This is a genomic window from Staphylococcus sp. HMSC62B09 (assembly GCF_001839115.1).
GTDB classification, from domain to species: Bacteria; Bacillota; Bacilli; order Staphylococcales; family Staphylococcaceae; genus Staphylococcus; species Staphylococcus haemolyticus.
The window spans coordinates 39,161-62,894 of the sequence record NZ_KV840149.1 but is presented as its reverse complement, the minus strand read 5'-3'; the positions used below and the strand labels follow the sequence as shown (position 1 = coordinate 62,894).

Genomic DNA, 23,734 nt, shown 5'->3' with positions numbered 1-23,734 from the left:
CACTATTAGTAAATTGTACCGGTATAATTTTGATTATTCTGTTTACAAATTGTACCGGTATAATTACAATAGATTTTGAAAAGGCTTTCGTATTGTTGTTAATGATAAGATTATGAAAGTAGTTAAAAAGTAAAACACTAATGAAAAAATTATAAAGGAGTTTTGGAACATGTCTAAATTACCTAATGATTTCTTATGGGGTGGCGCTTTAGCGGCTAATCAATTCGAAGGTGGCTATGACCAAGGTGGAAAAGGACTAAGTGTCATTGATGTTATGACAGCTGGGGCACACGGTAAAGCACGTGAAATTACGCAAGATGTAGAACCTGACAAATATTATCCAAATCATGTTGGCATTGATTTCTACAATCGTTATAAAGAAGATGTGAAAATGTTTAGTGACATGGGTTTAAAATGCTTAAGAACATCAATTGCTTGGACTCGAATTTTTCCAAAAGGTGACGAAGTTGAACCCAATGAGGAAGGTTTACAATTCTATGATGACTTATTTGATGAGTTATTAAAATATAACATTCAACCTGTTATCACACTTTCACATTTTGAAATGCCGTTACACTTAGCTCGTGAATATGGTGGTTTCAGAAATCGTAAAGTGGCAGATTTCTTTGCACATTTTGCAGAAACAGTATTTAACCGTTATAAAGATAAAGTGAAATATTGGATGACATTTAACGAAATTAATAACCAAATGGACATTAATAATCCAATCTTCTTATGGACAAACTCAGGTGTATCATTAAAAGAGGACGATAATAAAGAAGAGGTATTGTACCAAGTAGCACATAATGAATTAATCGCTAGTGCTAAAGCAGTTAAGATTGGTAAAGAAATCAATCCTGAGTTCGAAATTGGTGCGATGATTTCACATGTTCCAATCTACCCATATAGTTGTAATCCAAATGATATTATGGAAGCAGAAGTGGCTAGTCGTATGCGTTTCTTCTTCCCTGATGTTCATGCGCGTGGTTATTACCCAGGTTATGCAACGAAGATGTTTGAACGTGAAGGTTTCGACATTGGTTGGCAAGAGGGTGATGATGAAATTTTACGTGATGGCAAAGTGGATTACATTGGATTTAGCTACTATATGTCAACTGTCGTAAAACATGATAATGAAGCAAGTGTCGAAGATAATATCGTTAATGGTGGTTTACCTAATTCAGTAGATAACCCTTATATTAAGAAGAGTGATTGGGGTTGGGCAATCGATCCAGTAGGGTTACGTTATACATTAAATGCCTTATATAATCGCTATCAAATTCCATTGTTTATTGTTGAAAATGGCTTTGGTGCCGTGGATGAGTTTGATGAAAATGGACAAATCCATGATGATTATCGTGTAGATTATTTACGTGAACATATCAAAGCAGCTATTGATGCAGTTGACAAAGATGGTGTTGATTTAACGGGCTACACACCATGGGGTATTATTGATATCGTGTCATTTACAACAGGTGAAATGAAAAAACGTTATGGCTTAATTCACGTAGATCGTGATAATGAAGGAAATGGCTCACTAGAACGTACAAAGAAAGACTCATTTGACTGGTATCGTAATGTGATTGAGTCAAACGGTGAAGAACTGTAACTTTTGAAATTGTTAGGAATAATAGAATACAACATAAGCTTTCAATCATTTTCAAAGCGTAGCTAACTTGCTTTGGATTGGTTGAAAGCTTTTTTAATGAGAATGCGAATTAGTTTATGAACTATACAAGAGTGGTTAAGATGAGGGTATCAAATGAAAAGGAGATTACTTATGACAAAAGATATATTTAGTAATCAATATTGGGAGAAAGCGTGGGAAGATGACCCTAATACTCAGGATAAAAGGATGAAACGTGCAGGTTTAGGTGATCCATCGACACCAGGTTTTGAAAAGTGGGCAGAAAACTTTAATAAAAATTCTTTTACTGAAGAAAGCCAGCACCGTACGAAACGGATTATGAATTGGATTGAGCAACAAACAGGTCGATTTAGTAATTTAAGTGTATTAGATGTAGGGGCTGCGTCAGGAGTGTTTAGTGTCCCGTTTGCTAAAGAAGGTGCTAAAGTTACAGCGTTGGAACCATCGCCAATTTTACATGACATGTTAAAAGATAATGCAAATCATTACGGTGTAACACTTAAAACATTAAATCAATCGTTTGAAGATGCTCAACTAGAAGAATTAGGGCAGCATGATTTAGTTTTTGCGTCAATGTGTCCAGCAGTGACTACGTGGGAAGCGGTTAGCAAGGCAATCGATATTGCACAGAAATTTGTTTATGTCAGTTTAATTGCAGGACCTAAGGAAAACTCAATTGTCGATGAAGTCGTGGCATTTTTAGACGAAGAAAGTCAACCTATGACGGCGGATATGTATTATTTATTACAGTTGTTATACTTTAATGATTATACTTATGAAACATTAATCGAACGCCATACGCAACATAATGACAAACCAATTGAAGATGTGATGCAACAATTGCCACAATGGTTAAAAGAAGTAGAAGTAGAACTAGATGAACAGCAACTTGCAAGCGTAGAACACTATTTACGAGATAAATATGGCGATACCATACCTGTTATCACTGGGGGGTAAATTTGGTAAAGTATTGATTCACGTTTAGAGGAGGCATTCGATGAAACACTACATCGTAAAATTTGAACACACTGATTTAAAAAGATGGAAAAAGTACGTTGTTCCACATGTTTTATATTTGAAGAAATTAATCAAACAAGGACATTTAATCGTTTCTGGTCCTACAGTGAATGCGCGGAAAGATATAAAAGAAGCTTATTTAATATTTAAAGTTAAAAATCGAGACGAATTAATGACATTACTTGAGAAAGATCCATTTTGGTATAAGGGATTGGTTTCAAATTATACCATTGAAGAGTGGAAACCATTATTCGGTAATCTCGAGCAACTCACAAACGAGGAATTTAATGATGAAGAATAATCGTAAATACTATTCTGACAGGGTTTGTTGGGGTGGTATTTATTTTTGTTAAAAAACATAACGATATATCGAAAAAGTAATTAATTAAATAAAAAAAGGTGATTTTAATGATGTTTAGAAGACATATGCAAGATATAAGACAAAGAATGGATCATTTTGAACAATTTGGTAGAAGTAAAGGGCCACAAGGATTTGAGAGATTTGGTGGTTTTGGACGCCGTGGTGGAGGTCGAGATAGATTCTTCAAAAAGGGAAATTTACAATTTATAATTTTACAAATGTTAGAAGAGGAATCACGTCATGGTTATCAAATCATTAAGGATTTAGAAGAACGTTTCAAAGGATTCTATTCACCGAGTCCTGGTTCAGTTTATCCCATATTACAAATGTTGGAAGATAGAGACTTTGTATCGATTTCTAAAGAAGGTAACAAAAAAATCTACACAATTACAGATGAAGGTAAAACTTTTTTAAAAGAGAATGTAGACCAAGATGAATTTACAAAACGCTTAGAACAATTTAAAAATGTAGATTTTGAACAGATGAAAGCATCTCGTGAACAATTACAAGGATTATTTCATGGATTTATGAAAGCAAGTCAAAGCGCATTACAAGATGAAGAAAAACAAAAAGAATTAAATGTATTTATTGAGGAAACTAAACAAAAATTAGAACGTTTCTATAAATAGTGAATATTAGAAAAGCCGGCCGGTTGAAATAACCAGTCGGCTTTTAAATATTCGAGTGAAGTTGTAGAGCACTTCGCCGGAATGATAAACGGGCTACGAAAAGCAGATCGTTCGACAATAATACGCTAATCGCTAAAATCAAAGAGCGATTTTTGCTCATAGCTCGTTATTGCTCACGATCTGAACGCTTTTCTGCGCACCTTAGTTTTTATTTACTGATGCGTCGTAGATAGAATCTACTGCGTCACCTAATGCTTTATCAAATTCTTCTTGTGATTGGCTAGCACGTAAGTCACTTGCTAATGCACGTGAGAAGCTTGCGATTAATTCATCATTGTCTTTCAATAATTTGTTAGCTTCGTCTCTGCTGTAACCACCTGATAATACAACCACGCGTACAACATTTGGATGATCTGCTAATTCTTTGTATAAGTTAGCTTTAGTTGGGATAGTTAATTTTAACATTACTAATTGATCATCGTTTAAAGCATCTAAGCCTTTTTTAAGTTCAGCTTTTAATACTTCTTCAATTTCAGCTTTATCTTTAGCGTTAATGTTAACTTCAGGTTCAATGATTGGTACTAAACCTTTAGCAATGATTTTTTTAGCGAATTCAAATTGTTGTTCAACAACATCTTTGATACCTTGTTCATTTAATTCTAAGATATTAGAACGCATTTTAGTACCGAAGATATGACGTTCAACCGCACGGTCTAAAGTATCGTCTAAATCATCGATAGGTTTCATTAATTGAACACCGTTTTGTTGTTCAGCTAAACCTTTGTCGACTTTTAAGAAAGGTACAACACCTTTGTCTGCTAAGTAGTCACCAGTGTATTTGCCTTCAACTTCACGATCCATAGTTTGTTCGAAAAGGATAGCACCTAAAATTTTGTCTGGAGAGAATGAAGGTGAAGTTACAACTCTAGTACGCATATCGTGCACAAGTTGGAACATTTCGTCATCATTGCTATATTCGTCCTCGTTTACACCATACTCTTTTAATGCTTTAGGAGTACTACCGCCACTTTGGTCTAATGCTGCGATAAAACCTTTCCCATTTGTCATTTTTTCTAATTGTTCTTTATTCATTACTCTTTCCACTCCTTTAATTAACTTTCATATTTATTATGATAAAAATAAAGATCATTCTCAAGTTATAAAACTTATATTTATTGAAAATTCATATTTTACAGTTTATAGTTTCATAAATTAGACGTATTTAGCGATAATAAAGTAAATAAATCTTATTAAGTGAGGGGAAAATGGAAAAACGTATTTTAATTATTGGAAGTCCAGGCTCTGGTAAATCGACATTAGCTCATCATTTACATAAAATGTATGGCATACCTTTATATCATATGGATAACATCAATTGGATTGATAACAAAACGACGATTAGTCAAGAAGAATTAATTGAACAGCTTAATCAAATTATTGCTAAAAATACTTGGATTATTGATGGTAATTATTCGGACACACTACCTTTAAGGTTGAAGAGAGCAACTGACGTTATATGGTTAAAAGAACCTAGATGGAAGTGTATTTACCGTGTCATAAAAAGGGTGATTATTCACAATTTGAAACGTCATCGTATTGGGGGTAATCCGAATACAATTAGTTTTGAATTTATAAAATATGTGTGGCAATTTCCTGAAAATAATAATGAATTCATCAAGTTACAACAATTGAAAACGCAAGATCATATTAAATGGGTTATAAGTAATTCAAGTCTCAAAAACTTATAACATAATCATTAAGATGGTCATTAGTTTAAAAAATACCTACAAATATTTAACATAGTTTCTTATTATTAACGACATAAAAACGAACTATTTATATGAAATGTGAATGATAGTTCGTTTTATGTTATCATTTATTTTAAAGTAGGGAGTTTTTGAACCCTTCATTCATTTAAAAAGGCGTGTGAGTAATGATTAAAAAAGTTAAATTGGTTATTTTTGATTTAGATAATACGCTATTTTCTTTTAATAAATTATGGATAAAAGCGAATAAAGATACGTTTGAAACGTATACGTTGTTTAAAGATATAGATTATAGTGACTTTATGAAATTATTTAAAAAATATGATTTATACTTTTGGAAACAGCATGATGAAGGGGTTATTACCTTAGATGAATTGCGAGAGTTAAGACTAATTAAAACTTTACAGCATTTTGATATAAATATTTCTCGCGAAGAAGCTAACGAGTATTTCGAATCCTTTTTTACTAAGCTACTGTCTAGTATAACTGTTAATAGAAAAATGAATGATTTACTTATGACCTTGAAAGAAAATGTAAACATCGCCATACTTACTAATGGAAAGATTAAAGAACAGAACACTAAAATTGATAATCTCGATATTAGAACAATTTTTGAGAAGAATATTTTTATATCTGAAAATATAGGTTGCGAAAAGCCTTATCCTAAAGCATTTTTAAATGTCACGTCTAGATTAAACGTTAATCCTGAAGAGTGCTTGTTTATAGGAGATTCTTATAGAAATGACATCATGGGAGCGTTAAATGTTAATATGGCTGCCATTTGGTTAACGAATTCTGATAAAGATACAGAATTAAATGTAAAAGATGGTCTTTATTGTTGCGAAGATAATATAGAAGTTCTATTAAAAAAGCTCCTTGATGATGAATATAAAGATTTAACAATTTATAACTAGTTTAATATGAAAAATAGAGTGTATAGAAAGTAACTATTTTCTATACACTCTATTTTTATGCGTGATGGACAATTCTCATCTCAGAACTCTTGTAACATAATCAGGGTATCATTAATTTTAAAAAATTAAATGTATGCAAATATTAGATAATTTATTATATAAAATTTTGCCATATTGATTAATAGTACATAAAATATGCTATTCTATAAGAAAGTTAGGTTCTCTTATTTAGGATAATTAAACTATTTAAATCGCTTACTATTCTAAATAATGAGAGCCTAATTATACATATAAAGCATATTCGGAGACTAAAGGAATGAAAAAGAACAAAATATTTGCTGTATTAACAACAAGTGCTTTGTTACTCGCTGCGTGCAGTAATGGTGATAATTCATCTAGTAGCGGGCAAAAAGGGGACAGCCAGAAGAACGAACAAACTAACAGTCAAAGCGAGAAATTAAAAAAGAATAATGACAAAAACAAGAATGAGAATAAAGTCGATTACCCTAAAGATGGCGTTAAAGGTATTTATGTCACAAGCAATTCGACACAAGGCGATAAGATTGATGAATTAATTAAGTTCATTAAAGATTCTAAATTAAATACAATGGTTATCGATGTTAAAGATGATGAAGGTAATATCACAATGAAACTTAACACTGGAAATAAACAAGTAGATAAGAACACATTAGATATTGTAGATGGTAAGAAATTGTTGAAAAAATTGCATAATAACAATATTTATCCAATTGCTCGTACCGTTACATTTAAGGATACTAAATTAGCTGAAGAACATCCTGAGTGGTCATTTAAAGAAAGTGATGGGTCAGTTTGGACTAATGGTAAAGGCGATAGCTTTGTTAACCCATTCATGAAGGAAGTATGGGATTATGATATTACTGTCGCTAAAGCAGCAGCTAAAACTGGATTCCAAGATATCCAATTTGACTATGTGCGTTTCCCAGAAGGCTTTGAAAATGAAGCAGACAGTTTAACTTATAGTAAGGGTGACTATAAAAATAGCAAGTTAAGTTCAGGTGATCAACGTGTTGATACAATTACAAAATTCTTAGAACATGCTAATAAAGAGTTGAAACCAATGGGTGTTAACGTATCGGCAGACGTATTTGGCTATTCTGCATTAGTTAAAAACGCACCAGGCATTGGTCAAAGTTTCCCTAAAATGTCTGAAAATGTAGATGCGATTTCATCAATGATTTATCCTTCACATTGGAGTAACGGTGACTTTGGTTTAGATGCTCCGGATACAGAACCGTACAAAACAGTAAATCGATACATTCAAAAAGAAAATAGTTTACTAGATTCACTAGGTAAGAAAAAACCAATTTCTCGTCCATGGATTCAAGATTTCACAGCATCATATTTAGGTGATGGTAATTATATTGATTATGATGCCAAAGCAGTATCTGAACAAGTTCAGGCTTTAAAAGATAATGGTGTGAATGAGTTCTTACTATGGAATGCGGGGAACGAATATACTGAAGGTGCAAACTATAATCCTAAAAAAGGTAGCGCGAAAGAACGTGACCCAGAAGGTGTAGAGCAAGATACAAAACAGCAAGACAATAAAGACGACAATAAAAAAGATAGTACTGAAGAGAATGGGAACAGCAATCAATAACAAAAAAGGCGAGATGACTTTGAAGTCATCTCGTTTTTTCTATGAGATTTTTTTATGAGATTGTTTAGCTACTAACGCACCGCCTAGTAATAAGAAAATGCTACCTAATAATTGAATGGATTGTTCACTGTCTGAATGACCAGTTTCAGGTAATGAAGATTGAGCATTTGTGCTATTATGGTTACCTTGTTTTTTTACTGATTGAGACGAAGGCACTTCGTTAGATTTAACGTTACCGACATAATATGAATTTAATTCACGCGCACAATCTACAGAATTAATTTTAGATGCTTCTTCCTTTAGATCATCTAATTCAGCAGCATTTGCAATACCGTGTTCAACATATGTTTCTCCACTTTGAAGTTGATTAAAGTTACTATATTTATCATTTTTATATTCGACTTGGCCATTTTTATGAACTTTATAAACCCCTAAACCAGCATTTGCTTTATTATGGCTTTTAATTTCAAAATAGTCCCCTTTGTCGATTACTTTTCCAAAGTTTTGTAAATCTGGATTACCTCCACTATTTGATAACGCCTCTGAAGCAACTTCTTGTGCGTTATTCTTAGTAACGATATCAGCAGCAAAAGCTTGATGTCCACTAAAAGCAGTTAATAATACTGTACTTGAAATAAGTGTTGACGCAAATAGAGAAACCTTCATCACAATGAAAACCCCATTTCATTATTTATCTTTTACAGCCTTAGTGTAACACTCAGAATTAATTAAAATAGGGGTTTAAAGTAAACCATATTGAAACTTTAAATTAGCTTAAAGAATGACATATTTGTAAAGTTAGATTTACAATATTAAAGTTTTTATGAATATAAGTAATCGTGATACTAAATTTAATGATGCTAACTTACCATTTCTTTTTAGAAAAGTAAGGGATAGACCATGCCATGCAAACAGTGAAAATTAAATGTGCAATCATCCATAAACCGTATTCTGTCCAACTAAATTGAAAAAATGAACGTTGTGCCAATAGAATAAGTAATGGATATAATATTAGAAAAATGATGATCAGTAATAAATAACTTATTTTGTAAAAAGGTTTGAAAAATTTATAAATAATTAGAAATGTGATGTAAATTAAAAATCCAATGACAATATGAATCAATAGTTCTAAAATCAGTGGTGTTTGATTTGGGTCAGCAATGAAATCGATATTGATTAATAACAAGGTTAGGTGCGTCGTGTGTGTTACGACATCCATAGTAAACATGATAAGCAATAATAAAATGCTAATCAGTAATGCACTAAGAAAGTGGTAGCCGTATCGTATCATAATTATCCATCCTTCAAATGAGTTTAACAAGCTATTCCCTATGACGAAGGAAATCACACATTTTAAAAATTTAGAATATTTAAAAAATGATATTGACTCAAACACTATCCAATGCTAATATAATAACAATTCAATAAAACTTGTTAACTCTTATCAAGAGTGGTGGAGGGATGTGCCCTAAGAAGCCCAGCAACCGTCGTTTAACGAAATGGTGCTAATTCACATAAAGTAGACAATACTTTAAGAGATAAGAGAAAGTGTATCGATACTTTCTCTTAAATAATAGAAAGTATTTTTTTATGTCTTCTAACTATTTAAGAGTTGAAGTGTAATTGAATCATTATTAAAAAAGAGGTGTCGATATACATGAAAAAATGGTTAAGTGTTATAAGTATTTTAGTTTTAGTTATTGTATTAGCTGGATGTGGCAAAGATAAAGAGGATAATAAAAAAATCACGGTTGCTGCTTCACCTGCACCCCATGGAGATGTGTTGAAGAAAGCTAAAGAACAATTAAAGAAAAAAGGTTATGATTTAGAAGTTAAAGAGGTCAATGATTATAAAGTGCCAAATAAACTATTAGATAAAGGTGATGTAGATGCGAACTTCTTCCAACATGTACCTTATTTAAAAGCTGAAAAGAAGAGTCATGGATATAAAATAGAAGAATTAGGTAAAGTATTTACAACTCCAATGGGCGTATACAGTAAAAAATATAAAAATCTAAAAGATATTCCTGAAGGTTCAACGATTTATGTTTCAAATAATCCAGCGGAAGAAGGACGATTTTTATCATTCTTTGTAGATGAAGGTCTCATTAAGTTGAAAAAAGGTGTCAAAATTGAAGATGCTAAGTTTGAAGATATCGCTGAAAATAAAAAGAATTTAAAATTCAATCATCAACAAGGGGCTGAGTTTTTACCAAAGACATATAAAAACGGTGAAGGAGCAGCAGTGATTATGAATTCTAACTATGCCATCGATAATGGTTTGAAACCTTCTAAAGATGCAATTGTTATGGAAGGTAAATCATCTCCGTTTGCCAATATTATTGCTGTACAAGAAGGACATAAAAAAGATAAAAAGTTCCAAGAATTATTAAAAGTTATGCAATCGAAAGAAATTAAAGATTATATTAAGAAAGAATATGGAGACGATGTAATTCCATACGAAAGTAAATAATTATCCATATTAAACTACCCGCAAAGTAATAGCTTTGTGGGGTCTTTTTAAAAAGAAAATAATAAATACCAAAAATTATAAACTTTAATTATTTTTGATTATTCAGAAAATATTTACAAATCTGACAATTATTAGTAATATATTCAATATTATCACTTAAATAGTGTTTATTTAGAGGGCCGGAGAACTTTTCAAATAGAGGGAAACAAAAGGGATGGTCTATCTTGGGAGGATGAGCCGATATGAGTAAAGCAGAGGAATTAATTAATGAAGATGGGAAATACTTCGCCGCATCAGGGAGAATAAAATACTATCCATTAGCCATTGACCATGGTTATGGTGCGACACTAGTAGATGTGGATGGTAAAGAATATATTGATTTATTATCAAGTGCAAGTTCACAAAATGTAGGACACGCACCTAAACCAGTTACTGAAGCGATTAAGAAACAAGCTGAGAAATTTATTCATTATACACCAGCATATATGTATCATGAACCAGCAGTGAAATTATCTAAAAAGCTTTGTGAAATTGCTCCAGGTGACTATGAAAAACGTGTAACGTTTGGATTAAGTGGGTCTGATGCGAATGACGGTATTATAAAATTTGCGAGAGCTTATACGGGACGCCCTTACATTATTAGTTTTACAAATGCATATCATGGGTCAACATTTGGATCATTATCCATGTCTGCCATTAGTTTAAATATGCGCAAACATTATGGACCATTATTGAATGGATTTTATCATATTCCATTCCCTGATAAATATAGAGGGATGTATGAGCAGCCAAATGCAAATACAGTTGAAGAGTATCTTGCACCATTAAAAGAAATGTTTGCGAAATATGTGCCAGCGGAAGAAGTGGCTTGTATTGTTGTAGAAACAATCCAAGGTGACGGAGGTCTATTAGAACCTGTAGATGGTTACTTTGAGGCATTAGAAGCGTTATGCCGTGAACATGGTATTCTAATTGCTGTAGACGATATTCAACAGGGGTTAGGGCGAACTGGTACATGGAGTTCAATTGATCACTTTAATTTCACACCGGATTTAATTACATTTGGTAAATCACTAGCAGGTGGATTACCGATGTCTGCTATTGTTGGTCGTAAAGAAATCATAGAGACACTTGAGGCACCGGCACATCTATTTACAACTGGTGCGAATCCTGTAAGTTGTGAAGCGGCTTTAGCTACATTAGGTATGATTGAAGATGAAGATTTATTAACTGCTAGTTCTGAAAAAGGGGCTTACGTGCGCAAGCGAATGGATCAATGGGTGAATGATTATGATTTCGTTGGAGATGTGCGTGGTAAAGGTTTATCAATTGGTATTGATATCGTATCAAATAAACAAGCTAAGACGAGAGCTTCTGAAGAAGCACTTAAAATATGTAATTATTGTTTTGATCATGGTCTTGTATTGATTGCAGTAGCTGGTAATGTACTACGTTTCCAACCACCATTAGTTATTACGTATGAACAATTAGATTATGCTTTAAATACAATAGAGAATGCATTGCAAGCGTTACAAGATGGACAACTGAATAATTATAATATTGATGGTCAAGGCTGGTAACACGAAAAGAAGCACCTATCTCAATTGATGAGACAGGTGCTTTTTCATTTGTATTAATCTTTTGGTACGACGTAGTCCTCTTCTTCATTTTTCTTAGAATGTCGAACACCATAACTTAAATAGATTATGATACCAACAACGAACCAAATTAAAGTATATAGTTTAGCATCGAAACTTAATCCCCAGAATACAAGTAATACTAAAATAAATGTGATTATTGGTAGTACAGGGAAGAATGGTACTTTAAACGATGGTTCAGGTAAATCTTTACCTTCACGTTTTCTTAAACGATACATTGCAAGAGACACAAACATAAATGCGACTAATGTTCCTGCTGAGATAAGTTGTGCCAAGAATGCAAATGGGAACATTGAACCAATTAATACACCAATAATAGTTAGGATTAAAAGTGCTCTGTTTGGTAGATGTTTATGGTTTAATTTTGATAACCAAGGTGGTAATAAACCATCACGACCAAATGAATATAATAAACGTGATCCTGCTAACATCATACCAATTAAAGCGGTGAACATACCGATTACTGAAATAGCTTGAATGACAGCAGCAATAATACCGTGGCCACTTTGACGAAGTGCCCAACCTACAGGTTCAGCATTACCAGCGTATTTAGAATAATGGAACATACCAACCAATACTAAAGCTACACCTACGAATAATACTAAAGCGACAGCTAATGAACCAAGAATACCACGAGGCATTGTTCTTTGTGGGTTGATAGCTTCTGCAGAGTTGGCTGCGATTGAATCAAATCCAATATAAGCTAAGAAAATCATAGAAACCCCAGCATAAATACCTTGCCAACCACCGAAATCACCATTTTCAGTCACTTTATGTTCTGGAATAAACGGAACATAGTTAGATGCTTGGATAGCAGTTAAACCTACGATAATGAACAATACGATTGCAAATACTTTTAAGATAACTAAGACGTTTTCTACACGTGCTGCTTCAGTCATACCACGTGATAAAATGATTGCAGTAATAATGATTACAACAGCAGCGATAATATCAATCACACCACCACCAGCTCCGAATGGATTCGATAATGCTTTAGGCAATACGATACCTAATGGTGATACGAGTCCTCTTAAATTGGCAGAGAATCCGGATGCTACAAAGGCTACGGCAATAAAGTATTCAGCTAAAAGTGCCCAACCTGCGACCCAACCTGAAAATTCTCCAAATAAAACGTTAATCCAAGAATAAGCTGAACCGGCGAAAGGCATTGTTGATGCCATTTCGGCATATGAGAAGGCAACTAAACCTGCAACAATCGCTGCAAGTAAGAATGATAATGCAACGGCAGGGCCTGCATGTTCAGCGGCTACAACGCCAGGCAATGTAAAAATTGCAGTTGATACAATCGTACCAACACCTAATGCAAGAAAATCTCGAACGCGTAATGTACGTTTTAAATGACCATCTTTATTTTGATAGATTGTGGGATCTTCTTTTCGAGTTAAATTTTTGAAAAAACTGGCCATAATCATGAACCTCCACTTACTTAATATATTGAGTTATAAGATTAGCTTGTTATCTCTAGAATATTTATTATATTAGCACAAAACTTTGTATTTTTGTCTAAAATTTCTGAAAATTTTAAGTTTTCTTACTTTTTATAAAATGACAGAGTGTAACAAGGAAATTTTAAATGATAGATTTGATTATAACAGATTAATAAGAAATAAAAACAACAAAAAAGAGTAAAATTATCCATAAAATATAAAAAGTGGTCTTTTGGTCGGGGTTAGCATACTAAAAACACACAATAAGTCAAGTAATTAGACCTTTATTTAGTGGTATTTTACTAAAAAATTAAAGTTTGTTGACCTATTCCATTATGGAATAGGTTCTATCGAAAATATGTATTTTATTAATAGTTCAGAACATACTATAATTAGTCATGTAGTAAAGTTACATCATATTTAAATGCTTCTATTTCGTGTAGTAAATCCATCCCCTTATATTGTATTAGCATAATAGTGCTGAACTTTATGATTTATTACACCAATTGACATAGATAGAAGACTCCCATCTCGCATTTAAATATGTATCCCTAACTGAGATTACTAGCAACAATGAAATAATGAAGTAACTTTAAATATAAAGAAGCCACAACTCATGTAACTAAGTCTTTTCCTCTTTTTCCCTTAAAAAATAGACATGTAGGTGGCTTCTTTTTAATATTAAACTTTAAAACAGAACTTGAAAGGATATGAATTCAGATGACTAAAGAAAACTATTCTGCTGCAAACATGGTCATTGATACTTTAAAAAATAATAATGTAGATTACGTATTTGGTATTCCAGGAGCTAAAATAGACTATCTCTTTAATGCTCTTGAAGATGATGGTCCAGAACTTATTGTGACACGTCACGAACAAAATGCTGCCATGATGGCACAAGGTATCGGTCGTTTAACTGGTAAACCAGGTGTAGCATTAGTAACGAGTGGCCCTGGAGTAAGTAACTTAACAACTGGATTATTAACAGCGACTTCAGAAGGTGATCCAGTGTTAGCTATCGGTGGTCAAGTTAAACGTAACGATTTATTACGTATGACGCATCAAGCAGTAGATAACGCTTCTCTTTTAAGATCATCTACGAAATATAGCGCAGAAGTACAAGATCCTGAGTCTCTATCTGAAGTAATGACAAACGCTATTCGTACAGCGACTTCAGGTAAAAATGGTGCAAGTTTTATTAGTATCCCACAAGATGTTATCGAGTCTCCAGTAACATCTAATGCAATTGATTTATGTGAACAACCACAACTAGGTGTTCCAAATTCAGAAGACATTCAAGACGTTATCAAAGCTATAAAACATGCGAAATTCCCAGTGTTGCTAGTAGGTATGAGAAGTTCAAGTGAGAAAGAAACTGAAGCAATTCGTCAATTAGTTGCTAAATCAAATTTACCAGTTGTTGAAACATTCCAGGGTGCCGGTGTACTTGACCGTGAATTAGAAAATCACTTCTTCGGAAGAGTCGGTTTATTCCGTAACCAAGTAGGTGACGAATTATTAAGAAAAGCTGACTTAGTTGTTGCAATTGGTTATGATCCAATTGAATACGAAGCAAGTAATTGGAATAAAGAATTAGATACAGAAATCATTGTTATTGATGAAGTACAGGCTGAAATCACTAACTTTTTACGCCCTAAAAAAGAATTAATTGGTAATATTGCAGGGACAATTCAACTCCTATCTGAAAATGTGCATGAACCTATTATTAATCAAAATCGTTTAGATGACTTAGAACGTTTGAGAGCAGAAGTCATTGAAGCAACAGGTATCAAGTACACACATGAAGATGGCGTAATGCATCCATTAGAAATTATTGAAACAATGCAAAAAACACTAACTGACGATACAACTGTTACTGTAGACGTAGGTAGCCATTATATTTGGATGGCACGTAAATTTAGAAGTTACAATCCAAGACATTTACTATTTAGTAATGGTATGCAAACACTTGGTGTTGCTTTACCTTGGGCAATCGCAGCTGCATTAGTGCGCCCAAATACTCAAGTTGTGTCAGTAGCTGGAGATGGCGGTTTCTTATTCTCAGGTCAAGATTTAGAAACAGCCGTACGCAAAAATTTAAACATCATCCAATTAATTTGGAATGACGGTAAATATAATATGGTAGAGTTCCAAGAAGAAATGAAATATAAACGTTCAGCTGGAGTTGAATTTGGACCAGTTGATTATGTGAAATATGCTGAATCATTCGGTGCAAAAGGGTTACGTGTTACTAATCAAGAAGAATTAGAAGCGGCTTTAAAAGAAGGCTATGCAACTGAAGGCCCTGTATTAATTGATATCCCAGTGAATTATAAAGACAATATCAAATTATCAACGAATGTATTACCAGATTCTTTAAATTAATTATTAGTCAAACAAACATAGGAGTGAATATTCAATGAGTCACGTATTATATCAACATGGTACTTTAGGTACATTAATGGCAGGTCTATTAGAAGGAACTGCGTCTATCGATGAACTATTAGAACATGGTGATTCAGGACTAGCTACATTAACAGGTTCTAATGGTGAGGTTATCTTTTTAGATGGTGAAGCATTCCATGCTAACGAGCATAAGGAGTTTAAGAAACTAAATGGTGATGAAATGACGCCATATGCAACAATTACTCGTTTTGAAGCAGATCAAACATATCAAACTTCAAATAAAGATTCTGAAAAAGTGTTAAACGAAGTTAAAGAACATATGTTAAGTGATAACTTATTCTCTGCAGTGAAAATAAGTGGTACTTTTAAAAAAATGCACGTACGAATGATGCCTAAACAAGAACCACCTTACACTAGATTAATTGATTCAGCACGTAGACAACCAGAGGAGACGCGTGAAGATATTAAAGGAACAATTATTGGATTCTTTACTCCAGAATTATTCCACGGTATTGGATCAGCTGGTTTCCATATTCACTTTGCTAATGATGAGCGCAACTTTGGTGGTCATGTATTAGACTTTGAAGTAGACGATGTAACTGTTGAAATACAGAATTTCGAAACATTCAAACAACATTTCCCAGTTAATAATAAAACATTTACAGAAACAGAAATTGATTACGCAGATGTTGATGCAGAGATTAGAGAAGCTGAATAATCATACCTATGAAAGAAAGATGAATTTTCAATGAATTCATCTTTCTTTTTTAATTTATAAAATATAATATATGACACAATATAAAATAATGGTATAATAACTTAGAATTTTATATTTATGGAGGGAGCCCTAATGCAATGTCCAAATTGTGGTCAGACATATCAACAAGGAGATCAATATTGCGGTAGTTGTGGTAATAAATTAAATGGTTCATTATCTCAATCAACGCAATCAACAACAGAATCATTCAATTCGGAGATTCAATCTACAAGTCATTCTACAGCTGTTAAGCAAGAACAAATTAATGGAGAACAGAATCATAGTGAGTACGATCGTGGTGAATTTACACATAGATATATGTCTTATGAACACCGCTACGCTGAAGGTCCATTCACGATTAAAGTGAAATCGACCTTCAATGAAAGTAAGCAATTTTTTAAACAAGCTTTTACTTCTCATGATGCAGTGATGAAAGGGAATAAGTTATTTAGTATGACTTTGCTATCATCATTAGTCATTATTGGTTTACTTATATTGGGAATGTTTTTACACCTACTTTCAGCACGTTTATTTGATGGTTATTTTGTTGATACTGCAACAATTATCTTGAAATTTGTATTAACTACTATGCTAGCACTTGCGTTTTTATTTATCGTAACATTCGCCGTTATTCGCTTAATGATAGTAGAAAGCATTTCCTTTAAAAAGGTTTTATCTGATTATATATTAGTTAATACATTATCAGTAAGTATGTTATTTTTAGGATTTATTGTGTTTTTCCTTGAGTTGTATATTTTCAGTGGTATATTGATTGCCTTTTCAGTGATTTTACTTTTAACATCATCAGTGTACTTAATTTCAAAGTATAGTGTAAATCATACGTTACGTTTTGCGAGTTTCTATAGTGTAATGATTTTCTTTGTAATTATTGGATTTGCCTTACATTTATTTGGTTCAACTATCATTCATCGATATGATGATTTAGGTATTTTACATCAATTATTTTGGCGTTGGCTCTAATGATATCTTGAGATAAATATTAATGGTAGATGATATATAAATTTAAAAGTCAGTAAGTGAATTTTATAATTCATTTACTGGCTTTTAGGTATTGAGAAAAAGAATATGCTTAATGTTTATGTTACTTTAAATAATTATTCAATTACTGGAATAATTAGGTGTGAATCATAATCGCCACCAGTATAAACAAGGTGATTGTCTTTGTTTACAGTATCTTCGTGTTCATAACGTGTTTTCGTATTAGGTAAAGGAGTGCTATTACCTTTGATAATTTCGTTACATTTAACAACAACTGCTAATGACTCACCTTTTTTAAATAATGTACCAGATGGTAACCATTCTATTTCGATTGGCACGATTTCATTTGGGCTAACTTTTTGTTCATGTTCATGTGTATGCCATGGTTGTGCAATTGTTGATTTCGTTTCATCTAGTTCGCGATGAGAAGCGCGTAACCAACCTGTTGCAACTTGACCTTTTTCAATATGATTGAAATCAGGAAAATGCACCTCATTACCACGACCGTCTAACTTTTTAATGCCTGCAAAGATGTCTAAATCGTCAGCATTTTCTGCGGCTATCCACAGTTTTAATTTCATATTATCAGTCAATTCTGTATCTTGTTCGAAAGTATGAACATAACATAATTCATCGTCATCACTTTCAGAATCGATTGCTAGTATTTTCTTATCGAGAGGCATTCGAAAAAATAATTTAGATGAAAATCGAGTTTATTCTAAAGAAGCATATCAAAGATTATTAAAGAAGCATAAGTTAGGCAGTATTTTCGGTGGTATTATGTTTGGTGTAATCATGATCCTACTTAATTTAACGCGACTATATTTTTCAGATCAAAAGATTGAATTAGGATTTTTCATAACATTTAATTTTATTTCTGCTTTAATTTTCGGCGTAGTAAGTTATTTCGTTGGTAAAGGTAAAATTGTTAAAGAATATGGTGAGGAGGATTAAGAAATGGATAAATTTATTTAATTGGTTCACTCGAAATCCCACAGGTCGTGATGAGCGTGAGCAATGTGTGCTTGAACATAAGTTAGCGGTTATGTTTTTATTGACATATATTTCAATAGTTATCTTAGGTACAATAAGCTTGGTTATTGATATGAAGAGAGAAACAGTGGATTTTGGAACAATATGCTTATTAGCGTTGAGTGTTATTTTAACGTTTGTATCTCTTTGGATTAATAGAAGAAACCGTTTAGATGAGTTAAAAGCTCATTCAGCTGAAGAATACAAATAATGGGTGAAAAAGCTTGCAATAAAATGCTCGTTTTTCGTCGTTTATTTTGCAACGATGATGTTTATTATTACGGGGATTATCTTCCCTTATATTTTTAATGATGGGTTTAACTTCAAAGAACAATTAATCAAATGTGCAATTTCTGGTGTGCTATTCGACGGTATCATGTTTATTTACTATATGATTATGCTAAAAAAAGAATATTAACTATTATTCAACTCCTTAATTATTATATAATAAATGTATATAATGCTTAAGGAGTCATTTTTTATGTTAAAAGCTGATCCAATTATTGCTAAAATGAAGAATCAAAAAATTAACTACGATAAGGTATTGAAAAAATTAATTAATCAATGGGAAAGGGAAGGTTTAAGACCTAAACTCTTACTACATAGTTGTTGTGCGCCATGTAGCACTTATACGTTAGAATATTTAACGGAATATGCTGACGTGGCAATTTATTTTGCGAATCCCAATATACATCCTAAAAATGAATATTTAAGACGTGCAAAAGTTCAGGAACAATTTGTCTATAATTTTAATGAGAGAACCGGAAAGAATGTTAAATATATTGAAGCGGAATATAAACCGCATGAATTTATGAAAATGGCAAAATCACGTGGCCTCACTGAAGAACCAGAAGGTGGGTTACGTTGTACGGCATGTTTCGAAATGCGGTTGGAGCTAGTTGCTGAAGCTGCTGTGAAATACGGGTATGATTACTTTGGAAGTGCACTCACACTATCACCTAAAAAGAATGCGCAACTTATAAATGAACTGGGTATGGAAGTACAACATTTATATGATGTGAGCTACTTGCCGAGTGACTTCAAGAAAAATAAGGGCTATGAACGTTCAATAGAGATGTGTAATGACTATCATATATTTCGACAATGCTATTGTGGATGTGTCTTCGCTGCGATGGCTCAAGGCATTGATTTTAAACAAATCAATCAAGAAGCTAAAGATTTTTTACAACAATTTTAAAGAAAATGACTCCTAATTTGAAGTTTAATCATTTTAAATTAGGAGTCGTATTTTATATTGTTCGATTAATGAGACGTATAATGGCTAGAATGGCAATCACAAATGCAGATAGGATACCTGCAATTTTCAAACCTTTTTTCTGCTTCTCAGGTTCTGGATCTTCATTTTCCATCATTTCAAGTAATTCACGTTCGATTTCAAGATCAAGTGCAGTTTTCTTTTCACCATTGTAACCAATGCTATTATCGTCATCTTTTTGCACTTTATCATTTTGATTTGATGGCTGTTCTTTACTTTTAGACGGTTGGTCTGCATTTTGTTTTGTATGTTTATCTTCTGCAGTCATACGTATACCCCTCCGGTAAACTTGTTATCTTTGGCTTAAGTATAGTACTTTTTATAATTAAGTAAAGCTATATTATTTTGCGTCTAATCCAATAATATCACTCACGTTATTATAATTATGTCGCTTTAAGTAAGCAGCGATGTCTTTATTTATCTTCTTAGTCAAACCAGGACCTTCAATAACTAATGAAGAATAGATTTGAACAAGAGATGCACCATTTCGCATCATTTGAATGGCATCTTTAGCACTAAATATACCGCCTGTGCCGATAATTAAGAATTCGCCATTTGTTTGTTGATATGCCCATTTCACTAACTCTAAATTTCTTTTGAAAAGGGGTTGTCCACTTAATCCGCCATCTTCTACTTTATTAGAAGAAGTGAGACCATCACGCTTACGAGTTGTATTCGCTAGAATCATACCATCAAATGTTTCAGTGATTGCTGGTAGAATATTTTTAAAACCATCTAGTTCTAAATCAGAAGTTAATTTTAAGAAAATAGGGACATTTACTTCTGTATTGGCTTTAAAGTCTTTCAAAGCTTTGCATAACATTGAAAATTCATCTTTATCATGGAAACTTTGTAAATTCTCAGTATTTGGTGAACTTATGTTAACTGTAAAAAATGAGACATCAGCTTTAAACGTATCAATTACTTTAATGTAATCTTGATAACGCTCATTATAAGGTGTCGTTTTATTTACACCAACATTTAAGCCAACAGGGATATTGTATGAATGGCGACGTAAATTCCATAACGCTCTGTTCATACCAATATTATTAAAGCCCATACGATTGATTAATGCATTATCTTCAACTAGACGATACATGCGAGGTTTTGGATTACCATCTTGAGGTTTAGGTGTAATGCCACCTAATTCAAGTGCACCGAAGCCAACATTTTCAAGTGCTTTAGGTACTTCGCAAGATTTGTCAAAGCCAGCAGCTAAACCAACTGGGTTGTTAAATGTGATACCTTTAATTGTTTGTGTTAAATAAGGATCTTCATAGTTAAAGATTTTGTGCATAATAGGTAGTAAAAAGAGACGTTTTTGGGCAAGTTTTAAAGCATCAATGGTCATGCCATGCGCTTTTTCAGGGTCGAATTTAAATAATAGTGGTTTAATTAATTTATACATTTTAATGCTCCTGTTTCATTGTATTTGAGGCTTACTATCCTCATTTAATATCATTGAAAAAACATTCCTCTCTAAGACTAGCATGTTCAAGAATAATTGCATAGTTAATTTAGAAACTGTTTAAAAATTTGCCTCAACTTAAATGTGGATATATATGCTAACGATTAAATAGTCCTATTTCAGGAAATATAATAATAAAGTGAGAAGATGTATTCGAAGGAGGAAACATCATGAAAAAAGATTGGCAAGAACAATTACCATTAAATCATATACGAGACATTAAGTCGGTGAGTGGTGGAGATGTGAACGAAGCATTCAAAGTAACTACAGAAGATGACGTGTATTTCTTATTAGTTCAACGCAATCGTGATAAATCATTCTATGCTGCTGAAATTGCTGGACTTAACGCTTTTGAGGAAGCAGGTGTTACAGCACCACATGTGATTGATAGCGGTGAAATTAATGGTGATGCTTTCTTAATATTGAGTTACTTAGATGAGGGAACGACCGGTAGTCAACGAAAACTAGGTCAATTAGTAGCCAAAATGCATAGCCAGCAACAATCTGACGGCAAATTTGGATTTGATTTACCTCATGAAGGTGGAGATATTTCATTTGATAATACTTGGTCTGATTCGTGGAGTGAAATCTTTGTCGAACGTCGTATGGATCATTTGAGAGATGAACTCATGGGGAAAGGATTATGGAATGACGAAGATAATAAAGTCTATGAACAAGTCCGCACAGTGATGGTAAATGAACTAGAAAATCACAATAGTAAACCGTCATTATTGCATGGAGACTTATGGGGTGGCAATTATATGTTCTTAACAGATGGTAGCCCCGCTTTATTCGATCCTGCACCGTTTTATGGCGATAGGGAGTTTGATTTAGGAATCACTACTGTATTTGGTGGATTTACCCGAGAATTTTATGACGAATATGAGAAGCACTATCCTTCAGGAAAAGGTGCTCGTAAGCGTTTAGAATTTTATAGACTATATTTATTTATGGTCCATTTACTAAAATTTGGTGGAATGTACGCTAGTAGCGTAAATCGATCAATGGATGAAATATTGGCATAAAAATAAGCATGGGCGGTACAGGTACAGTGATACCCGTGCCGCTCAAGCTTATTAATCTTCTTTAATTGTTTTTAATAATTGTTTGCCATTATCATAGAACATTTTCTCAAGTTCATGATGTGATAATAGATCAGTTCTTTCAAGTTCATCAGCTAACATCGTAACAACTTAATCGGTTGTATAAGGTGCATCTGAACCATATATAATTTTATCCATGTCTACACATTGAGTAATATTTGGAAGCTGATAAGGTAGGACTTTTCCAGCTAAATCAAAGTATAACTCTTTCATAAGCAACAAAGTAGAAGTCGCCCGATTGTATAGTAAGATGGTTTTAGAATCAATGTCTTTGACGGTCTTTTTAGCTAATATATTCGTTAGCGCAAAAAAGAATGTATAAGATAGGGCGACAATCACACCTAATATACTGTTAAAATCACCTGAAAAATGAGTAATCAAGAATGTACCTATAACAGCAAAAATTATAGGAAGGGTATCGTTTTTGCACAATGTTTCATTTAGAAAGAGCACTGAAAGAAACAACGCAAATATAATATAAAATCTTCCTAATAATCCAACACTAAATGGATCTAACAAACTTAAACTTACATATTGGAGTAAAGTACCTATTGTATTAGTAATACCTAAGAGCCATATAAATTTGTTAGGATAGATTTTTATTTTACTTTTATCGAGTAATACAGTTATTAATAATATTAAAGTTGAAAACAAAGCATAAAAAAATTTGCTTGAATAGATGATAAATCACTGAGTGAAAGTTTGTTTAATATTGGGGGTAAAGACAGGATTGCTACGGAAATAATATTAAATAAATACCCTTTTTTAACCTTATTCATGGTATGCCCTTTCTTAGTTGTTTTATATATTATTATATATTTATTTTATATAATATCATAATTATTATCGTGATAAGTTAGGATGTTTGATTCTATACCTGAATGTATCTTATAAATAAACATTTATGGCTTGAATTATTCTACGATAGACTATGAAATATATTTGTTGAGCGGCATAGAGAATCAGTCGCATAAACGAACATAAGTGAGCGATCACTTCATTAAGTAGTTTTAATTATTAAAATCAAAGAACTACTTTATAGTTTCCCTAGGAAAGGGTTTCAACAAAATGAGCTGTGATCAACTAAGGATTTTACTCAAAAATATGGACATAAAAAAGCTACCCTCAAAGTTGGAA

At 32.7% G+C, this 23,734-nt stretch carries 22 protein-coding genes, 2 pseudogenes and 1 riboswitch; of the genes and pseudogenes, 16 read left to right on the top strand and 8 right to left on the bottom strand.

The genetic code is table 11. From position 1 onward, the window contains the following. The first annotated feature begins 169 nt into the window (after positions 1–169). From HMPREF3265_RS06970 to HMPREF3265_RS06955, 4 genes are all read left to right on the top strand, one after another. Complete coding sequence (locus HMPREF3265_RS06970; RefSeq protein ID WP_070580987.1) at positions 170–1,609, top strand: 6-phospho-beta-glucosidase; 1,440 nt, start codon at positions 170–172, stop codon at positions 1,607–1,609. 171 nt (positions 1,610–1,780) lie between these two features. Next, on the top strand, positions 1,781–2,605 hold the full coding sequence (locus HMPREF3265_RS06965; RefSeq protein ID WP_141749008.1) for a class I SAM-dependent methyltransferase: 825 nt from the start codon (positions 1,781–1,783) through the stop codon (positions 2,603–2,605). 40 nt (positions 2,606–2,645) lie between these two features. Continuing rightward, the gene (locus HMPREF3265_RS06960) at positions 2,646–2,966 is read left to right on the top strand and encodes a YciI family protein (protein ID WP_033079711.1); all 321 of its coding nucleotides are present in this window, start codon (positions 2,646–2,648) and stop codon (positions 2,964–2,966) included. Between the two features lie 110 nt (positions 2,967–3,076). Then, entirely contained in the window at positions 3,077–3,655 is a 579-nt protein-coding gene (locus tag HMPREF3265_RS06955; protein ID WP_049395432.1) for a PadR family transcriptional regulator, read from the top strand. A gap of 201 nt (positions 3,656–3,856) precedes the next feature. Here the strand turns inward: HMPREF3265_RS06955 and HMPREF3265_RS06950 are convergent, their stop codons facing one another. After that, positions 3,857–4,747: a fructose bisphosphate aldolase gene (locus HMPREF3265_RS06950; RefSeq protein ID WP_011274776.1), complete on the bottom strand. Its 891-nt coding sequence runs from the start codon at positions 4,745–4,747 to the stop codon at positions 3,857–3,859. Between the two features lie 173 nt (positions 4,748–4,920). Between HMPREF3265_RS06950 and HMPREF3265_RS06945 the strand changes: the two genes are divergently transcribed. From HMPREF3265_RS06945 to HMPREF3265_RS06935, 3 genes are all read left to right on the top strand, one after another. Then, on the top strand, positions 4,921–5,403 hold the full coding sequence (locus HMPREF3265_RS06945) for an AAA family ATPase (protein ID WP_070580985.1): 483 nt from the start codon (positions 4,921–4,923) through the stop codon (positions 5,401–5,403). A 185-nt stretch (positions 5,404–5,588) separates the two neighbouring features. Further along, on the top strand, positions 5,589–6,335 hold the full coding sequence (locus tag HMPREF3265_RS06940) for an HAD family hydrolase (RefSeq protein ID WP_033079713.1): 747 nt from the start codon (positions 5,589–5,591) through the stop codon (positions 6,333–6,335). A gap of 316 nt (positions 6,336–6,651) precedes the next feature. Beyond that, positions 6,652–7,977, top strand: coding sequence for a putative glycoside hydrolase (locus tag HMPREF3265_RS06935; RefSeq protein ID WP_070861203.1), 1,326 nt, complete (start codon positions 6,652–6,654; stop codon positions 7,975–7,977). Between the two features lie 39 nt (positions 7,978–8,016). Here HMPREF3265_RS06935 and HMPREF3265_RS06930 read toward each other — a convergent pair whose 3' ends face one another. Further along, on the bottom strand, positions 8,017–8,643 hold the full coding sequence (locus HMPREF3265_RS06930; RefSeq protein WP_210423035.1) for an LPXTG cell wall anchor domain-containing protein: 627 nt from the start codon (positions 8,641–8,643) through the stop codon (positions 8,017–8,019). Positions 8,644–8,842: 199 nt separating this feature from the next. Beyond that, the gene (locus HMPREF3265_RS06925) at positions 8,843–9,268 is read right to left on the bottom strand and encodes a hypothetical protein (RefSeq protein WP_016930668.1); all 426 of its coding nucleotides are present in this window, start codon (positions 9,266–9,268) and stop codon (positions 8,843–8,845) included. A 147-nt stretch (positions 9,269–9,415) separates the two neighbouring features. Beyond that, positions 9,416–9,522: riboswitch (SAM riboswitch) on the top strand. A gap of 112 nt (positions 9,523–9,634) precedes the next feature. On the opposite strand from HMPREF3265_RS06925, the gene HMPREF3265_RS06920 reads away from it, so the two are divergent. Then, positions 9,635–10,450, top strand: a complete 816-nt coding sequence (locus HMPREF3265_RS06920; RefSeq protein ID WP_033079716.1) for a MetQ/NlpA family ABC transporter substrate-binding protein — start codon at positions 9,635–9,637, stop codon at positions 10,448–10,450. 242 nt (positions 10,451–10,692) lie between these two features. Then, complete coding sequence (locus HMPREF3265_RS06915; protein ID WP_037537345.1) at positions 10,693–12,030, top strand: aspartate aminotransferase family protein; 1,338 nt, start codon at positions 10,693–10,695, stop codon at positions 12,028–12,030. Between the two features lie 53 nt (positions 12,031–12,083). Here HMPREF3265_RS06915 and HMPREF3265_RS06910 read toward each other — a convergent pair whose 3' ends face one another. Beyond that, the gene (locus HMPREF3265_RS06910) at positions 12,084–13,535 is read right to left on the bottom strand and encodes an APC family permease (RefSeq protein WP_070580980.1); all 1,452 of its coding nucleotides are present in this window, start codon (positions 13,533–13,535) and stop codon (positions 12,084–12,086) included. A 741-nt stretch (positions 13,536–14,276) separates the two neighbouring features. On the opposite strand from HMPREF3265_RS06910, the gene alsS reads away from it, so the two are divergent. The 3 genes from alsS to HMPREF3265_RS06895 all read left to right on the top strand — a co-directional run bounded on the left by alsS (position 14,277) and on the right by HMPREF3265_RS06895 (position 17,700). Next, complete coding sequence (gene alsS / locus HMPREF3265_RS06905; protein WP_070580978.1) at positions 14,277–15,941, top strand: acetolactate synthase AlsS; 1,665 nt, start codon at positions 14,277–14,279, stop codon at positions 15,939–15,941. 34 nt (positions 15,942–15,975) lie between these two features. Then, positions 15,976–16,680, top strand: coding sequence for an acetolactate decarboxylase (gene budA, locus HMPREF3265_RS06900; protein WP_070440875.1), 705 nt, complete (start codon positions 15,976–15,978; stop codon positions 16,678–16,680). A 132-nt stretch (positions 16,681–16,812) separates the two neighbouring features. Next, complete coding sequence (locus tag HMPREF3265_RS06895) at positions 16,813–17,700, top strand: zinc ribbon domain-containing protein (protein WP_070440872.1); 888 nt, start codon at positions 16,813–16,815, stop codon at positions 17,698–17,700. 134 nt (positions 17,701–17,834) lie between these two features. On the opposite strand, the pseudogene HMPREF3265_RS06890 reads toward HMPREF3265_RS06895, so the two are convergent. Beyond that, positions 17,835–18,371: pseudogene (locus tag HMPREF3265_RS06890) on the bottom strand (CocE/NonD family hydrolase C-terminal non-catalytic domain-containing protein); the annotation flags it as partial. Positions 18,372–18,498: 127 nt separating this feature from the next. On the opposite strand from HMPREF3265_RS06890, the gene HMPREF3265_RS12590 reads away from it, so the two are divergent. The 3 genes from HMPREF3265_RS12590 (at position 18,499) to HMPREF3265_RS06880 (ending at position 19,948) form a co-directional block, all read left to right on the top strand. Next, positions 18,499–18,672: a hypothetical protein gene (locus tag HMPREF3265_RS12590; RefSeq protein ID WP_176743868.1), complete on the top strand. Its 174-nt coding sequence runs from the start codon at positions 18,499–18,501 to the stop codon at positions 18,670–18,672. A gap of 67 nt (positions 18,673–18,739) precedes the next feature. After that, entirely contained in the window at positions 18,740–18,961 is a 222-nt protein-coding gene (locus tag HMPREF3265_RS12920; RefSeq protein WP_240565834.1) for a hypothetical protein, read from the top strand. A gap of 270 nt (positions 18,962–19,231) precedes the next feature. Beyond that, positions 19,232–19,948: an epoxyqueuosine reductase QueH gene (locus HMPREF3265_RS06880; RefSeq protein ID WP_070440864.1), complete on the top strand. Its 717-nt coding sequence runs from the start codon at positions 19,232–19,234 to the stop codon at positions 19,946–19,948. Positions 19,949–20,000: 52 nt separating this feature from the next. Here HMPREF3265_RS06880 and HMPREF3265_RS06875 read toward each other — a convergent pair whose 3' ends face one another. Next, the gene (locus tag HMPREF3265_RS06875) at positions 20,001–20,294 is read right to left on the bottom strand and encodes a hypothetical protein (RefSeq protein WP_070440861.1); all 294 of its coding nucleotides are present in this window, start codon (positions 20,292–20,294) and stop codon (positions 20,001–20,003) included. Positions 20,295–20,366: 72 nt separating this feature from the next. Then, complete coding sequence (locus HMPREF3265_RS06870; RefSeq protein ID WP_070580974.1) at positions 20,367–21,434, bottom strand: quinone-dependent dihydroorotate dehydrogenase; 1,068 nt, start codon at positions 21,432–21,434, stop codon at positions 20,367–20,369. A 230-nt stretch (positions 21,435–21,664) separates the two neighbouring features. Here HMPREF3265_RS06870 and HMPREF3265_RS06865 point away from each other — a divergent pair, with 230 nt between their 5' ends. Next, complete coding sequence (locus HMPREF3265_RS06865) at positions 21,665–22,519, top strand: fructosamine kinase family protein (RefSeq protein ID WP_070440856.1); 855 nt, start codon at positions 21,665–21,667, stop codon at positions 22,517–22,519. A gap of 291 nt (positions 22,520–22,810) precedes the next feature. Here HMPREF3265_RS06865 and HMPREF3265_RS13130 read toward each other — a convergent pair. Further along, a pseudogene (locus tag HMPREF3265_RS13130) lies at positions 22,811–23,376 on the bottom strand (EamA family transporter); the annotation flags it as partial. Between the last annotated feature and the right edge of the window lie 358 nt (positions 23,377–23,734).

What these genes read in the sequence shown, in the direction of transcription:
- HMPREF3265_RS12590 (WP_176743868.1), top strand. Translation starts at nt 18,499, where the DNA reads ATGTTTGGTGTAATCATGATCCTACTTAATTTAACGCGACTATATTTT.
- HMPREF3265_RS06910 (WP_070580980.1), bottom strand. Translation starts at nt 13,535, where the DNA reads ATGGCCAGTTTTTTCAAAAATTTAACTCGAAAAGAAGATCCCACAATC.
- HMPREF3265_RS06940 (WP_033079713.1), top strand. Translation starts at nt 5,589, where the DNA reads ATGATTAAAAAAGTTAAATTGGTTATTTTTGATTTAGATAATACGCTA.
- HMPREF3265_RS06875 (WP_070440861.1), bottom strand. Translation starts at nt 20,294, where the DNA reads ATGACTGCAGAAGATAAACATACAAAACAAAATGCAGACCAACCGTCT.
- HMPREF3265_RS06960 (WP_033079711.1), top strand. Translation starts at nt 2,646, where the DNA reads ATGAAACACTACATCGTAAAATTTGAACACACTGATTTAAAAAGATGG.
- HMPREF3265_RS06945 (WP_070580985.1), top strand. Translation starts at nt 4,921, where the DNA reads ATGGAAAAACGTATTTTAATTATTGGAAGTCCAGGCTCTGGTAAATCG.
- HMPREF3265_RS06865 (WP_070440856.1), top strand. Translation starts at nt 21,665, where the DNA reads ATGAAAAAAGATTGGCAAGAACAATTACCATTAAATCATATACGAGAC.
- HMPREF3265_RS06870 (WP_070580974.1), bottom strand. Translation starts at nt 21,434, where the DNA reads ATGTATAAATTAATTAAACCACTATTATTTAAATTCGACCCTGAAAAA.
- HMPREF3265_RS06970 (WP_070580987.1), top strand. Translation starts at nt 170, where the DNA reads ATGTCTAAATTACCTAATGATTTCTTATGGGGTGGCGCTTTAGCGGCT.
- budA (WP_070440875.1), top strand. Translation starts at nt 15,976, where the DNA reads ATGAGTCACGTATTATATCAACATGGTACTTTAGGTACATTAATGGCA.
- HMPREF3265_RS06915 (WP_037537345.1), top strand. Translation starts at nt 10,693, where the DNA reads ATGAGTAAAGCAGAGGAATTAATTAATGAAGATGGGAAATACTTCGCC.
- HMPREF3265_RS06955 (WP_049395432.1), top strand. Translation starts at nt 3,077, where the DNA reads ATGTTTAGAAGACATATGCAAGATATAAGACAAAGAATGGATCATTTT.
- HMPREF3265_RS06950 (WP_011274776.1), bottom strand. Translation starts at nt 4,747, where the DNA reads ATGAATAAAGAACAATTAGAAAAAATGACAAATGGGAAAGGTTTTATC.
- HMPREF3265_RS06880 (WP_070440864.1), top strand. Translation starts at nt 19,232, where the DNA reads ATGTTAAAAGCTGATCCAATTATTGCTAAAATGAAGAATCAAAAAATT.
- HMPREF3265_RS06895 (WP_070440872.1), top strand. Translation starts at nt 16,813, where the DNA reads ATGCAATGTCCAAATTGTGGTCAGACATATCAACAAGGAGATCAATAT.
- HMPREF3265_RS06965 (WP_141749008.1), top strand. Translation starts at nt 1,781, where the DNA reads ATGACAAAAGATATATTTAGTAATCAATATTGGGAGAAAGCGTGGGAA.
- HMPREF3265_RS06920 (WP_033079716.1), top strand. Translation starts at nt 9,635, where the DNA reads ATGAAAAAATGGTTAAGTGTTATAAGTATTTTAGTTTTAGTTATTGTA.
- HMPREF3265_RS06925 (WP_016930668.1), bottom strand. Translation starts at nt 9,268, where the DNA reads ATGATACGATACGGCTACCACTTTCTTAGTGCATTACTGATTAGCATT.
- alsS (WP_070580978.1), top strand. Translation starts at nt 14,277, where the DNA reads ATGACTAAAGAAAACTATTCTGCTGCAAACATGGTCATTGATACTTTA.
- HMPREF3265_RS06930 (WP_210423035.1), bottom strand. Translation starts at nt 8,643, where the DNA reads ATGAAGGTTTCTCTATTTGCGTCAACACTTATTTCAAGTACAGTATTA.
- HMPREF3265_RS06935 (WP_070861203.1), top strand. Translation starts at nt 6,652, where the DNA reads ATGAAAAAGAACAAAATATTTGCTGTATTAACAACAAGTGCTTTGTTA.